Raw genomic sequence first — 12,781 nt, forward strand, 5'->3', positions numbered from 1 at the left:
ATGGCCAAGGACACCACCGGCCGCTTGCACGTCCAGGTCAAGACCCACGGCAAGCGCAAATTGTCGTCCAAGCTGTGGCTGGAGCGGCAGCTCAACGATCCCTATGTGGTGAAGGCGAAGGCGCTGGGCTATCGCTCGCGCGCCGCTTTCAAGCTGCTCGAGATTGACGACAAATACCGGCTGCTCAAGCACGGCATGGCAGTGGTCGATCTGGGCGCGGCGCCGGGCGGCTGGAGCCAGATCGCCGCCAAGCGTGTCGGCTCGGTCGACGGCAAGGGCAAGGTCATCGCGATCGATCTGCTCGAAATCCCCGAGATTGCCGGCGTCGAGTTCGCACAGCTCGACTTCATGGACAATGACGCGCCGGACAAGCTCAAGGCGATGCTCGACGGCGGCGCCGACATCGTGATGTCCGACATGGCTGCCAATACCACCGGTCATCGCAAGACCGACCAGCTTCGCATCGTTGGCCTGATCGAGACTGCCGCCGCATTCGCCTGCGATGTGCTGAAGCCGGGCGGGACCTTCCTGGCAAAGGCGTTCCAGAGCGGCGCCGACGCCGAGCTGCTCGCCCAGCTCAAGCGCGATTTCGCCACGGTGCGTCATGTGAAGCCCGCCGCGAGCCGTGCGGATTCCTCGGAGCGCTACGTTCTCGCGACGGGGTTTCGGGGCGGGGCGACGGAATAGCAACAAACTCCGTCATTGCGAGGAGCTCTTGCGACGAAGCAATCCAGACTGTCTCCGCGGAGGGATTCTGGATTGCTTCGCTTCGCTCGCAATGACGAGTTGGGCTACCCCAGCCGCTGATCCCGCACGTCCTGCGTATCCTCGGTTGCGGCCTTCACGGCCGCCTTCTCCGCGCCCTTGCCGGCACCTTTGCGGCTCGCGATCTCCACGGCCTTGCGGCCGGAGACTTCGTGGCCGGCATCGGCGGGCATCTGCCAGAAGAACCAGCTCGACGCCGCCGAAGTCAGGGCGACCACGAGGAAGGCCGGCGCGAACACGGTGGCGTTGAGCTCGCTGGCGTGGCTGAGCCACATCGTCGTCTCCACGGACGCGGCGCCGACGGCGACGCCGGCCGAGACCGCGAGCTGCTGGTTGACGCTGACGAGCGTGGTGGCGCGGCTCATCTGCGCGTGCTCGACCTCGGCATAGGCCACCGTGTTGATCGCGGTGAACTCGAGCGAACGGAAGAAGCCGCCGACCACCAGGATGATCATGATGATCAGCAGCGGCGTCGTCACGGTGAAGAGGGCACAGGCGGCGAGGAAAACCGCACTGATGATCGCGTTCACCGTCATCAGGTTGCGGAAGCCGAAAGCTCGGATGATGCGTGCGGCCAGCGCCTTCATGCCCATGGCGCCCAGCGAGGAGCCAAACGTGACGAGGCCGGACTTGAACGGCGAGAGGCCGAAGCCGATCTGCATCAGCAGCGGCAACAGGAACGGCAGCGCTCCGATGCCGAGCCGGAACATGAATCCGCCGAGAATGGCCGCGCGCAGCGTCGGCAGCCTCAGCAGCGTGAAGTCCAGGACCGGCGACCCCGTTCGCCGCGCGTGAAGGACATACAGCGTCATCGAGATCGATCCGCCGACGACCAGGGCGGCAACCGTGCTCCATGGCAGCAGATTGAGGCCGGCAACCGACAGCCCGAAGGCGATGCCGGCGAGCCCGAGGCCGGCGAGCACCATGCCGTAGAGGTCGAACGGCTCCCGTTCCTCGCTCTTGATGGGATCGATGAAGCGCAAGGCCATGAAGATGCCGAGCAGCCCGATCGGGATGTTGATCAGGAAGATCCAGTGCCACGACGCATAGGTGGTGATGAAGCCGCCGAGCGGCGGCCCGATCACGGGGCCGATCAGGGCAGGGACCGTCACCCACGCCATGGCATTGACCAGCGCGCTCTTGTCGACCGACCGCAACAGCACGAGGCGCCCGACCGGCGTCATCATCGCCCCGCCCATGCCTTGCAAAATGCGCGCGAATACGAAGTCGGTGACCGATGTCGAGAGCGCGCAGCCGACCGAGCCGACCATGAACACGCCGACGGCAATCGCAAAGACCATGCGCGCGCCGAACCGGTCGGCGGTCCAGCCGCTCGCCGGGATGAATACCGCAAGCGACAGCAGATAGGAGGTGATCGCGAGCTTGAGCGTCAGTGGGCTGGTGCCGATGTCGGCCGCGATCGCGGGCAGGGACGTGGCGATCACCGTCGAGTCCATGTTCTCCATGAAGAGAGCAGTGGCCACGATCAGCGGGATGACGCGTTGCTTGTCGACCATGACGGATTGGTAAGGGAAATCGGAAGGAAGGGCGCGAATTGCGGCTTATCACCGCCGCTGGGCCGCGACCATTGCGGATCGACGCATGGCACCTAAATCCTGCGTGAGCCCAGGTGGGTGCGCGTCCCGTGCCGGAGATGGCGATGATCTATCGGCACCGGAGGTCGTGGACGCAATCCGCCAGCACGAGCCGCCGCCGGCTATCCGCGGCCGAACTTGCCCAAAAATAGCCTGTGCATGGCTGGCCGGCGGTCCGATTTGCTTTGATTCGTCGCCCGCCCGTGCTATCGACCCGCGTCAACCCCACCGATGGGCTCCGATTCTCCGGCGTTGCCGCAAGGTACGCCGAGGGCGGCGCTCATCCATAGCTATTTGCGGCAGGGCCGCGGAAGGAGTTGGCACATGGCCACGGTGCAACAAGGCATTCGCGAAGCCCTCACGTTCGACGACGTGCTGCTGAAGCCGGGCCTGTCGGACGTCATGCCGGGCGAGGTCGACATCCGCTCCCGCGTCACCCGCGCCATTCCGCTCAACATCCCGATCATGGCTTCCGCCATGGACACGGTCACCGAAGCCCGCATGGCGATCGCCATGGCGCAGGCCGGCGGCATCGGCGTCATCCATCGCAATTTCGATCCGGAAGGGCAGGCCGCCCAGGTGCGGCAGGTCAAGCGCTACGAGTCGGGCATGGTGGTGAACCCGCTCACCATCAGCCCCGACGCCACGCTGGACGACGCGCTCAAGCTGATGAGCGATCACGGCATCTCGGGCATTCCCGTCGTCACCGGTGCGGGCAAGTCCACGCCGGGCAAGCTGGTCGGCATTCTCACCAACCGCGACGTCCGCTTCGCCACCGACCGCCAGCAAAAAATCTCCGAGCTGATGACGCACGAAGGTCTCGTCACGGTGCGCGAGAATGTCAGCCAGGACGAGGCACGGCGGATGCTGCATCAGCACCGCATCGAGAAGCTGCTCGTGGTCGACGAGCAATATCGCTGCGTCGGCCTGATCACCGTGAAGGACATGGAGAAGGCGGTCGCCCATCCGCTGGCCTGCAAGGACGCGCAGGGCCGCCTGCGCGTCGCCGCCGCCACCACGGTCGGTGATAGCGGCTTCGAGCGCACCGAGCGGCTGATCGATGCCGGCGTCGATCTCGTCGTGGTCGACACCGCGCACGGCCATTCCCGTCACGTGCTCCATGCGGTCAACCGCATCAAGCGCCTGTCCAATTCCGTGCAGGTCGTTGCCGGCAACGTCGCGACCTCGGAGGGTGCGCAGGCGCTGATCGATGCAGGCGCGGACTGCATCAAGGTCGGCATCGGCCCGGGCTCGATCTGCACCACGCGCATCGTCGCCGGCGTCGGCGTGCCGCAGCTCACCGCGATCATGGATGCGGTCGAGGCGGCGAAGAAGTCCGACATCCCCGTCATCGCCGACGGCGGCATCAAGTTCTCCGGCGATCTTGCCAAGGCGCTCGCTGCCGGTGCCGACATCGCGATGGTCGGCTCGCTGCTCGCCGGCACCGACGAGACGCCCGGTGAAGTGTTCTTGTGGCAGGGCCGCTCCTACAAGGCCTATCGCGGCATGGGCTCGGTCGGCGCGATGGCGCGCGGCTCGGCCGACCGCTACTTCCAGCAGGACATCAAGGACACGCTCAAGCTCGTGCCCGAAGGCATCGAAGGGCAGGTGCCTTACAAGGGCCCGGTCGGCAATGTCATGCACCAGCTCGCGGGCGGCCTGCGCGCTGCGATGGGCTATGTCGGTGCAGGGACGCTCCAGGACTTGCACAACAAGGCGCAGTTCGTGCGCATCACCGGAGCGGGCCTGCGCGAAAGCCACGTCCACGACGTCACCATCACGCGCGAGGCGCCGAACTATCCGGGCGGGGGTTAGGCGCTCCACATTCCGCTGTCATGCCCCGGCTTGACCGGGGCATCCAGTACGCCGCGGCTTCTCGGCTCGACCACGACCCCCTCTGGAATACTGGATCACCCGATCAAGTCGGGCGATGACAGCGAGGGCGTGGTTGGCGTGTACTAAACTCCATTTGCCGCGCTGTCCTGCAACTACGCTCCGTCGCTTTTGTATTGACGTGCTCCGCTCGCTCCGCTTCCGTTCGCGACGAAGAAAACTCAGGAGGAAGCCATCATGTCCCAAGGCAAACGCATCGTTCTCGCCGCGCGTCCCGTCGGCGAGCCAAAGCCGTCCGATTTCCGCATCGAGGAATTCGCCGTGCCGACGCCTGCGGCAGGTGAAGTCCTGCTGCGCACCATCTGGCTCTCGCTCGATCCCTATATGCGCGGGCGCATGAGCGACGGTCCGTCCTACGCGACGCCGGTACCCGTCGGCGGCGTGATGGAAGCCGGTACCGTCTGCGAGGTCGCAGCCTCCAACAATCCGAACTTCGCCAAGGGCGACATCGTGCTCTCTCGCGCGGGCTGGCAGACGCACGCGATCTCCGACGGCAAGGGGCTGAACAAGATCGACCCGAAGCTCGCGCCGATCTCGACGGCCGTCGGCGTGCTCGGCATGCCCGGCATGACCGCCTACACGGGCCTGCTCGATATCGGCAAGCCGCAAGCGGGCGAGACCGTCGTCGTCGCCGGCGCCTCCGGTGCGGTCGGTTCGGCCGTGGGACAGATCGCGAAGATCAAGGGCGCACGCGCGGTTGGAATCGCCGGCGGCAAGGACAAATGCGAGTACGTCGTGAAGGAGCTCGGCTTCGATACCTGCCTCGATCACCGCGATCCCGATCTGGCGGCGAAGCTGAAGGACGCCTGCCCGAAGGGCATCGACGTCTATTTCGAGAATGTCGGCGGCGCCGTGTTCGAGGCGGTGTTCCCGCTGCTCAATGCGTTTGCGCGCGTGCCGGTCTGCGGCCTCATCGCGCATTACAACGACACTGAAGCGAAGCCGCCGAAATGGGCCGCCAGCATGATGCGCGCGACCCTGACCAAGCGGCTGACCTTCCGCGGCTTCATCGTCTCCGACTTCGCCTCACGCCATGGCGACTTCCTGCGCGACATGTCCGGCTGGGTCCGCGAGGGCAAGGTCAAGTACAAGGAGTTCGTCACCGAGGGCCTGGAGAGCGCGCCCGAGGCCTTCATGGGGCTTCTGAAGGGGGCCAATTTCGGCAAGCAGCTGGTGCGGGTCGGGCCGGATAAGGCTTGATCCGCTGCTCTCGGCCCCCTCGGGGCCGGGTATCGTTAACAAAGAGTGACCGATCGGCCACACCTGCCCGTAAAAGCCGCAGGTGTGACCGTCGGTTCATTGACGGGCAGGCGAAGGCATTGAATCATTGCGCATATTTCAGGTGCGATGATGTTAGAGCTTGTTGTTTTCTGCGTAATCCTGCTGGCTGCCGGTTATTGGGCGACGATGTTTGTCATGGGCCGTCGCGACGACGTCATTCATGGCAAGTTCGTTCACACCGAGGACGTGTTCGCGCAATCCGCGATGCCCACACCCACGCCGCCATTCCCCAAGCGCCCGGTCAAAGCCGCGCGGCCTGCCAATGTTCAGCCCGCCAATACCGGGGCCAAGCCGGTGAACAGCGACGCTCTGCAGTCCTTGCTTGCCGCGATCCAGCAGGATCTCAAGAGCGTCGCTTGAGCCGCGATGGGCAGCGTTAATGCTCGCCGCCCATCTGGGCGAGCAGCTCCTCGATATCGATATCGACCTGGCCCGCGGCCCTGACGTGGCGAACCTCGAAGCCGTCGGGCTGGAAGCGGTACTCCACAAGCCCGACCTCCTTGATCGCGATCCGCTCCTGGCGCGCATCGTTGATCTTGAAGCCCGCCGACGGCGCCCAGACGTGGCGGGTGTGGCGCCAGGTGAAGTCGCGCCGCTGGTGCACGTGACCGCTGGCGATGAGGCGCAGGTCGACATGTGCAAACATCTCAATCAGCCGCGCGCGGGCCGGCTGCGGCACGTAGCGGATCGACGTCTCGGGCGTCTCGGGGTCGTCGGGCCCGTTGAGAAACACCGGTTTGTGCACGAACAGCGCGACCGGCTTGCCGTTCGTGCGCGACACTTCCGAGGCGAGCCAATCGCACTGCTCGGCCTCGAAGGCGAGCCCTGAGTTCATCACCAGCGAGTTGAGGCCGATGAAGCACCAGCCCGCGGCTTCGAACGACCAATGGTCCTCGCCGATGATCTTGCGGAATTGCTGGCAATGCGCTTCCGCGACCGGCGGCTTCGGCGCAGGGCCGATCGCGGTCGGATTGTCGCCGATGTCGTGATTGCCGGGGATGTAGCGGCAGGCAACGGGCAGGGCATCATGCAGGGCCTTGGCGAATTCGACGTCGTCGCGGCTGGTCGGCCCGTCGAACGAGACGTCGCCAGTGTTGACGACGAGATCGGGCCTATCGGTGTCGATATGCTCGCTGAGCGCCTGGAAGTTGGCGATCAGGCCAGGGAAGCGCCGGCCAAGATGGGTATCGGAGATCTGCGTCAGGCGAAATTCGGACATGGATCGATCATAGGCCACGCCCGACGTCGGGACGATGACGGCGCGTCCGCGGTCAGGGAGAACAAAGTTTAAAGCACGCGGTAGCGGATCGTGTAGGCGTCCTGCGGCGCGACCGGGCTTGCCAGCGGCGAGGCGATGCGGTCGGCGAGGTGCCAGGGACCGAACTGAGGGCCGAACTGCTCGGAGCGATGCGGCTCGGCCGGCAGGCGCAGTCGGAATTCGAAGGTGCCCTTGCCGGGTAGGTTCACCACCAGCACGCGGTCTGCGGTGCGATGGTTGAGCGCCACCACGCCACGCAGCACGGAGCGGCCATCACCGAGCTCCCGCACGCCGTCGACCAGCGCCAGCGTCTGGTTGCGGTCGGTATGCAGTTCGATCTGGGTGTCGGACATCGCCGCCAACGTCTCCCTGGGCATGCGGATCTCGAACTCGACCGCGGGTTTCGAGGGATTGAGGCCGAGATAGGCCAGCGCGGCATGGCGCACGTCGTAGGCGGCAAACGCGAACAGAGCGAGGGCGGCGAGCGCAGCGAGGCCATGCCTGAGGACATCGCGCCAAGTCCGATAGCTCATTCGGAAGTAGACCGTCATCGCCAGCGCCACCGCAAGCGCCGTCGCGATGCCGGCCAGTGCCGACATCAGGATGCCGAACTGGCCGTCGGCGGACTCGGTCAAAGCACCGGTCAGGCTGCCGATCTGGCTGAAGAGGGTGTTCATGGCGGTCTCTCGCCTTGCGCGCCCCAAGGGGCAAAATCGCTTTAACTGTCGACAGTTGGTCGCCTCATCGGGAACGCCGGTTCAACTCGTTGATTGTCAGGACCAGCGGTGACCGCTAATGGACGCTAGCTGCGGCTTCCGCCGGTTGGGAAATCCCGGGAAATTCCGATGTCCGTTCAAATGGTTTTGCTGCCGGTTTTCGTGCAGGTCGGTCTCACCTTCGCGCTCCTGATCGCCATGGCGATGGGACGCCGGCGCGCGCTCGTGTCCGGCGAGACCAAGAGCCGTGACATTGCGCTGGGCGAGCCCAACTGGCCGAAGGGGGCCACACAATTCGCCAATTGCTACCGCAACCAGTTCGAACTGCCGGTGCTGTTCTACGCCCTGATCGCGCTGGCGCTCCCGTTGCGCCATGCCGATCTGTTCATCGTGCTGATGTCCTGGGTGTTCGTGGTGACGCGCTTCGTCCATGCCGGAATTTTCGTCTCCTCCAACAATCTCGGCCGCCGCTCCACGATCTGGCTCGCCGGCGTGCTCGTCCTGCTCGCGATGTGGATCTACTTCGCACTGAAGATGCTCTTGTTGATCTGACGGTTAGCCGTCGGATTTGATCTGAAAGATTCAAATGACTCCCGCTGCCCGGCTGTCCGCAGCCATCGAACTGATCGACACCATCGAGAAAGACCGCGTGCCCGCGGCCAAGGCGCTGAAGGAGTGGGGCACCGCGCACCGCTTCGCCGGCTCCGGCGACCGCGCCGCCATTGCCGGCCTCGTCTGGGACGTGCTGCGCCGCTATGCCTCGAGCGCTTACTTGATGGATTCGGACACCGCGCGGTCGCGGCTGATCGGCATGCTTCGCCTCGAGCGCAACATGGATGCGCCCACGATGGCCGCGCTGTTCGACGGCAACCGCTTTGCCCCCGCGCCGTTGACCGAGGCCGAGCAGACCGCGCTCGCCTCGCGGTCGCTTGAAGGGGCCCCGGCCGCGATCGCCGGCGACTATCCGGAATGGCTGGATCCGTATTTGGCAAAGGCGTTCGGCGACGAGCGCGTCGCGGAGGCGGCCGCGATGGCGAGCCGGGCGCCGCTCGACCTGCGCGTCAACACGCTAAAATCCAATCGCGACAAGGTGCTGGGCGCGCTTGCTCATCTTCATGCGAAACCAACGCAGTGGTCCGCAACCGGCCTGCGCATCGAGCTTTCGGCCGATGCGCGCAACCCCGGCATCCAGGCCGAGGAGGATTTCATCAAGGGCGCCATTGAAGTCCAGGATGAGGGGTCGCAGCTTGCGGCTGCCTTGACCGCGGCAAAACCCGGCGAGCAGGTGATCGATCTCTGTGCGGGGGCCGGCGGCAAGACGCTGGCGCTCGCCGCGATGATGCAGGGCAAAGGCCGGCTGATCGCGACCGACAGCGACAAGCGGCAACTCGCGCCCATCCACGAACGCCTGTCGCGCGCCGGCGTCCACAACGCCGATGTGCGCACGCCCAAGGGCGACGCCGATCCGCTGGCCGAGATCAGCGCCACCGCCGACCTCGTCGTGATCGACGCGCCCTGCACGGGAACCGGAACCTGGCGCCGCAACCCCGATGCCAAATGGCGCATGCGCCCGGGCGCGCTGGAGATTCGCTTGCGGGACCAGACCGAGGTGCTCGACCGCGCGGTTCCGCTGGTCAAGGCCGGCGGCCGCATCGCCTACATCACCTGCTCGGTGCTTTCAGAGGAGAACGGCGAGCAGGTGAGGGCGTTCACCGCCCGCCATCCCGAGTTCGCGGTGGTGCCGCCCGAGCAGACCGCGAGCGTGCTCTGGGACAAGGCGGAGGAGTTTGCGCAAGCCGCGCTGCAATCGCGGGAAGGCTGGCTGATGACGCCGCGGCGGACGGGGACGGACGGGTTCTTCGTCTCGGTGCTGAAGAAATCGTAGCGTCGTAGTCGCTCTTGGGGGTGCGGTGACCCCAAACAAAAACCCCGCGAACCGGAACCCGGTCGCGGGGTTTCTAAGTTGACGTTCTGCCGGTACGTCCGTGGTCAGAACGGTGCGCTGGCGTTAGCCGACGCGGAGATTGTCAGCCGAGGACTTGCCGCTGCGACGATCGGCGACGATGTCGAACGAGACCTTCTGACCTTCGTTGAGGGTCGAGAGGCCAGCGCGCTCGACGGCGCTGATGTGCACGAACACGTCCTTGTCGCCGTCATCCGGCTGAATGAAACCAAAACCCTTTTGATTGTTGAACCACTTCACGGTGCCCATAGCCATGGGAATTTCCTTTGCTTAAGAAGTTAACACGCGGACCGGTACGCATTATTGCGCCCATAGTCCTGATCAGTCGATGTTGGAGAAATCATCTGAAGCGTGCGCGCCCGTCAGCAACGAAGCGAAGCGGCCCAGTCGTTCGGCCAAGTATCGATGATCACAATATAGCGAGATTTTGGGGCCACTTCAAGGCACCACCCGCCGCTCGGGATGTCCCCGTATTTTGCTATTTTGCGGTGCAAATTAACCCGTCCAGGGCGCTCAATCGACGATAAACAGCGTCGCCCCGGTCGCCGTCGAGGACCGGTGCGCGGCGTCGCCGAAATCCGAGACCTGGTAGCTCATCCCCGCCGTGAGCTTGAACTTGCGCCCGTCGCGCAGCTCGCTGTCGAGCTCGCCTTGCAACACGTAGAGCACGTGGCCGCGGTCGCACCAATGGTCGGCGAGATAGCCCGGCGTATACTCGACCATCCGAACCCGGAGATCGCCGATGTTGAGCGTGCGCCACTGCGCCTGCCCGGTCTCGCCGGGATGGATGGTCGGCTCGACCTTGCTCCAATCCGTGACGGTGAAGGGGGAGGTGGGGAGCTTCATGGGGGGATCCTGTGTCAGAGCCGGCAGCGCTGTTGTTAGCGCACGCTCGTCCAGCAGTCTCCGTCATTGCGAGCGCAGCGAAGCAATCCAGTGATGCATCTGCAGCGGCAGCCTGGATTGCTTAGCTGCGCTCGCAATGACGAGCTTGAGGCACGCTCGCGCCTCACTCTCGGTGTCATCGCCCGGCTCGACCGGGCGATCCAGTATTCCAGAGGCCGTGCCGTGATACGGAAAAGCCGCGGCGTACTGGATTCCCCGCCTTCGCGGGGAATGACCGCGGTGGGTGAGGGCGCGTCGTCCAACCCAGCGAGCGTCAATGCGGCAAATGATTCGCCGATCCCTGCACGATCTTTCCGGCCGCATTCACCCGCAGATATTCGCAGATCCGCTTGCCGCGCTCGTTCTCGTAGAACACCACCACGCTGTCAGGGCTGACGAACAATTCGATGAGCGAGAAATGCAGGTTCGGCACCAGGGCGAGCGCCTTGCCCCAATAGGCGCGCAAGGTGTCCTTGCCGCGCACGGTGCCGCTTTCATCGAAACCCAACATGGGGATGCGGTCCGAGGTCATCACGGTGTTCTCGTCATAGAGCGTGAGCACACGTTCGAGGTCGCGCGCGTTCCAGGCCTCGACCCAAGTTCGGCCGAGCTCTGCAAGCGATGACGGCTGATGGTTTGGCATGACGTTCTCCCTGATCGGCCCTTTGGTGAGTGATGGGCCATATTAGGTCAATAATACTTACCTATATCGATTTGTCCATGCCCAAAGAAGAATGTGGGCGCGCGGCCCGCGCGGTTGCGGGAAAAGCCCCCGTCGCGTATCTGCTTGCCATGACAGCAGCACAGACCGACCGCTCCGCGTCGACGCCCTCCGTGGCCTCGGCGCATGACAAGATTCTCATCGTCGACTTCGGCAGCCAGGTGACGCAGCTCATTGCCCGTCGCGTGCGCGAGGACGGCGTCTATTGCGAGATCGTCCCGTTCAACAAGGCCGAACAAGCCTTCAACGAGATGAAGCCGAAGGCGGTGATTCTCTCCGGCGGCCCTGAATCGGTGCATGAGGCGGGCTCGCCCCGCGCCCCGCAAGCGATCTTCGATTCCGGCGTGCCCGTGATGGGCATCTGCTACGGCCAGATGGCGATGGCGGAGCAACTCGGGGGCACGGTCGAGGGCGGCCATCACCGCGAATTCGGCCGCGCCGATGTCGAGGTGAAGGCGCCGAGCAAGCTGTTCGAGGACGTCTGGTCGCCAGGCGGCAAGAACCAGGTCTGGATGAGCCATGGCGACCGCATCACCAAGATGCCGCCGGGCTTCTCGGTGGCCGGCACCTCGCCGAACGCGCCGTTCGCGATCATCCAGGACGAGACGCGCAAATATTACGGCCTGATGTTCCACCCGGAAGTGGTGCACACGCCCGACGGCGCAAAACTGATCCGCAATTTCGTTCGCAAAATCGCAGGCCTTTCCGGCGACTGGACCATGCGCGCGTTCCGCGAGGAGGAGATCGCGAAGATCCGCGCCCAGGTGGGCAAGGGCAGGGTGCTCTGCGGCCTGTCCGGCGGAGTCGATTCCGCGGTCGCGGCCGTGCTGATCCACGAAGCGATCGGCGAGCAGCTCACCTGCGTGTTCGTCGATCACGGCATGCTCCGTCTCGACGAAGCCAAGACCGTGGTCGATCTGTTCCGCCACCACTACAACATCCCGCTCGTGCACGTGGATGCCTCGAAGCAGTTTCTCGGCGAGCTCGAAGGCGTCACCGACCCGGAAGTGAAGCGCAAGACCATCGGCCGGCTCTTCATCGAGGTGTTCGAGGCGGAGGCCAAGAAGATCGGCGGGGCCGACTTCCTGGCTCAAGGCACGCTCTATCCCGATGTGATCGAGAGCGTCTCCTTCACCGGCGGTCCCTCGGTGACGATCAAGTCGCACCACAATGTCGGCGGTCTCCCCGAGCGCATGAACATGAAGCTCGTCGAGCCACTACGCGAGCTGTTCAAGGATGAAGTGCGCAAGCTCGGGCGCGAGCTCGGCCTGCCCGAAATCTTCGTCGGCCGCCACCCGTTCCCGGGCCCCGGCCTAGCCATCCGCTGCCCCGGCGACATCACGCGCGACAAGCTCGACATCCTGCGCAAGGCCGATGCGGTCTACATCGACCAGATCCGGAAGCACGGGCTCTACGACGACATCTGGCAGGCGTTCGCCGTGCTGCTCCCCGTGAAGACCGTCGGCGTCATGGGCGACGGCCGCACCTACGACTTCGTCGTGGGCCTGCGCGCGGTGACGTCAACCGACGGCATGACCGCGGACTTCTACCAGTTCGACATGAAATTTCTCGGCGAGACCGCCACGCGCATCATCAACGAGGTGAAGGGCGTGAACCGGGTGGTGTACGACGTGACGAGCAAGCCGCCTGGGACGATTGAGTGGGAATAGATTCATCGTCGGTTCCAGCAAATTAAGTCTAGGG

General features: G+C 64.8%; 13 protein-coding genes. 7 read left to right on the forward strand and 6 right to left on the reverse strand.

The window, feature by feature from the left end:
• On the forward strand, nucleotides 1-687 hold the full coding sequence (locus AC0L3P_RS17325) for an RlmE family RNA methyltransferase (protein WP_007592230.1): 687 nt from the start codon (nucleotides 1-3) through the stop codon (nucleotides 685-687).
• Between the two features lie 104 nt (nucleotides 688-791).
• Here AC0L3P_RS17325 and AC0L3P_RS17330 read toward each other — a convergent pair whose 3' ends face one another.
• Nucleotides 792-2,282 (reverse strand): MFS transporter, encoded by a 1,491-nt coding sequence (locus AC0L3P_RS17330; protein ID WP_473303224.1) that lies wholly within the window; start codon nucleotides 2,280-2,282, stop codon nucleotides 792-794.
• A 402-nt stretch (nucleotides 2,283-2,684) separates the two neighbouring features.
• Between AC0L3P_RS17330 and guaB the strand changes: the two genes are divergently transcribed.
• From guaB to AC0L3P_RS17345, 3 genes are all read left to right on the forward strand, one after another.
• Nucleotides 2,685-4,175 carry an IMP dehydrogenase gene (guaB, locus tag AC0L3P_RS17335; protein ID WP_275167297.1) on the forward strand — a complete coding sequence of 497 codons (1,491 nt, stop codon included), beginning with the start codon at nucleotides 2,685-2,687 and terminating at the stop codon, nucleotides 4,173-4,175.
• A 255-nt stretch (nucleotides 4,176-4,430) separates the two neighbouring features.
• Nucleotides 4,431-5,453 carry an NADP-dependent oxidoreductase gene (locus tag AC0L3P_RS17340; RefSeq protein ID WP_473303226.1) on the forward strand — a complete coding sequence of 341 codons (1,023 nt, stop codon included), beginning with the start codon at nucleotides 4,431-4,433 and terminating at the stop codon, nucleotides 5,451-5,453.
• A 150-nt stretch (nucleotides 5,454-5,603) separates the two neighbouring features.
• A complete protein-coding gene (locus AC0L3P_RS17345; RefSeq protein ID WP_354055370.1) occupies nucleotides 5,604-5,894 on the forward strand; it encodes a hypothetical protein in 291 nt (96 codons plus the stop codon).
• 16 nt (nucleotides 5,895-5,910) lie between these two features.
• Here the strand turns inward: AC0L3P_RS17345 and AC0L3P_RS17350 are convergent, their stop codons facing one another.
• Together AC0L3P_RS17350 and AC0L3P_RS17355 are read right to left on the reverse strand one after the other, a co-directional pair.
• Nucleotides 5,911-6,753, reverse strand: a complete 843-nt coding sequence (locus AC0L3P_RS17350; RefSeq protein WP_473303229.1) for a metallophosphoesterase family protein — start codon at nucleotides 6,751-6,753, stop codon at nucleotides 5,911-5,913.
• Nucleotides 6,754-6,821: 68 nt separating this feature from the next.
• Nucleotides 6,822-7,469, reverse strand: a complete 648-nt coding sequence (locus AC0L3P_RS17355) for an acriflavin resistance protein (protein WP_473303231.1) — start codon at nucleotides 7,467-7,469, stop codon at nucleotides 6,822-6,824.
• Between the two features lie 168 nt (nucleotides 7,470-7,637).
• On the opposite strand from AC0L3P_RS17355, the gene AC0L3P_RS17360 reads away from it, so the two are divergent.
• Both AC0L3P_RS17360 and AC0L3P_RS17365 read left to right on the forward strand, forming a co-directional pair.
• Nucleotides 7,638-8,060, forward strand: a complete 423-nt coding sequence (locus tag AC0L3P_RS17360) for an MAPEG family protein (protein WP_275167293.1) — start codon at nucleotides 7,638-7,640, stop codon at nucleotides 8,058-8,060.
• Between the two features lie 34 nt (nucleotides 8,061-8,094).
• Complete coding sequence (locus AC0L3P_RS17365; RefSeq protein WP_473303233.1) at nucleotides 8,095-9,393, forward strand: RsmB/NOP family class I SAM-dependent RNA methyltransferase; 1,299 nt, start codon at nucleotides 8,095-8,097, stop codon at nucleotides 9,391-9,393.
• A gap of 123 nt (nucleotides 9,394-9,516) precedes the next feature.
• Here AC0L3P_RS17365 and AC0L3P_RS17370 read toward each other — a convergent pair whose 3' ends face one another.
• The 3 genes from AC0L3P_RS17370 to AC0L3P_RS17380 form a co-directional block, all read right to left on the reverse strand.
• On the reverse strand, nucleotides 9,517-9,726 hold the full coding sequence (locus AC0L3P_RS17370; protein WP_007592195.1) for a cold-shock protein: 210 nt from the start codon (nucleotides 9,724-9,726) through the stop codon (nucleotides 9,517-9,519).
• A 258-nt stretch (nucleotides 9,727-9,984) separates the two neighbouring features.
• Nucleotides 9,985-10,317, reverse strand: coding sequence for a DHCW motif cupin fold protein (locus AC0L3P_RS17375; RefSeq protein WP_219683300.1), 333 nt, complete (start codon nucleotides 10,315-10,317; stop codon nucleotides 9,985-9,987).
• 313 nt (nucleotides 10,318-10,630) lie between these two features.
• A complete protein-coding gene (locus AC0L3P_RS17380; RefSeq protein WP_473303235.1) occupies nucleotides 10,631-10,999 on the reverse strand; it encodes a nuclear transport factor 2 family protein in 369 nt (122 codons plus the stop codon).
• A gap of 149 nt (nucleotides 11,000-11,148) precedes the next feature.
• On the opposite strand from AC0L3P_RS17380, the gene guaA reads away from it, so the two are divergent.
• The gene (guaA, locus tag AC0L3P_RS17385) at nucleotides 11,149-12,747 is read left to right on the forward strand and encodes a glutamine-hydrolyzing GMP synthase (RefSeq protein ID WP_473303238.1); all 1,599 of its coding nucleotides are present in this window, start codon (nucleotides 11,149-11,151) and stop codon (nucleotides 12,745-12,747) included.
• The last annotated feature ends 34 nt before the right edge of the window (nucleotides 12,748-12,781 follow it).

The organism is Bradyrhizobium sp. WSM4874 (genome assembly GCF_055811835.1).

Excerpts from the sequence above, each read along its gene's own strand:
- AC0L3P_RS17370 (WP_007592195.1), bottom strand. The coding sequence starts at position 9,726 with ATGGCTATGGGCACCGTGAAGTGGTTCAACAATCAAAAGGGTTTTGGT.
- guaA (WP_473303238.1), top strand. The coding sequence starts at position 11,149 with ATGACAGCAGCACAGACCGACCGCTCCGCGTCGACGCCCTCCGTGGCC.
- guaB (WP_275167297.1), top strand. The coding sequence starts at position 2,685 with ATGGCCACGGTGCAACAAGGCATTCGCGAAGCCCTCACGTTCGACGAC.
- AC0L3P_RS17375 (WP_219683300.1), bottom strand. The coding sequence starts at position 10,317 with ATGAAGCTCCCCACCTCCCCCTTCACCGTCACGGATTGGAGCAAGGTC.
- AC0L3P_RS17325 (WP_007592230.1), top strand. The coding sequence starts at position 1 with ATGGCCAAGGACACCACCGGCCGCTTGCACGTCCAGGTCAAGACCCAC.
- AC0L3P_RS17350 (WP_473303229.1), bottom strand. The coding sequence starts at position 6,753 with ATGTCCGAATTTCGCCTGACGCAGATCTCCGATACCCATCTTGGCCGG.
- AC0L3P_RS17355 (WP_473303231.1), bottom strand. The coding sequence starts at position 7,469 with ATGAACACCCTCTTCAGCCAGATCGGCAGCCTGACCGGTGCTTTGACC.
- AC0L3P_RS17365 (WP_473303233.1), top strand. The coding sequence starts at position 8,095 with ATGACTCCCGCTGCCCGGCTGTCCGCAGCCATCGAACTGATCGACACC.
- AC0L3P_RS17345 (WP_354055370.1), top strand. The coding sequence starts at position 5,604 with ATGTTAGAGCTTGTTGTTTTCTGCGTAATCCTGCTGGCTGCCGGTTAT.
- AC0L3P_RS17340 (WP_473303226.1), top strand. The coding sequence starts at position 4,431 with ATGTCCCAAGGCAAACGCATCGTTCTCGCCGCGCGTCCCGTCGGCGAG.
- AC0L3P_RS17360 (WP_275167293.1), top strand. The coding sequence starts at position 7,638 with ATGTCCGTTCAAATGGTTTTGCTGCCGGTTTTCGTGCAGGTCGGTCTC.
- AC0L3P_RS17330 (WP_473303224.1), bottom strand. The coding sequence starts at position 2,282 with ATGGTCGACAAGCAACGCGTCATCCCGCTGATCGTGGCCACTGCTCTC.
- AC0L3P_RS17380 (WP_473303235.1), bottom strand. The coding sequence starts at position 10,999 with ATGCCAAACCATCAGCCGTCATCGCTTGCAGAGCTCGGCCGAACTTGG.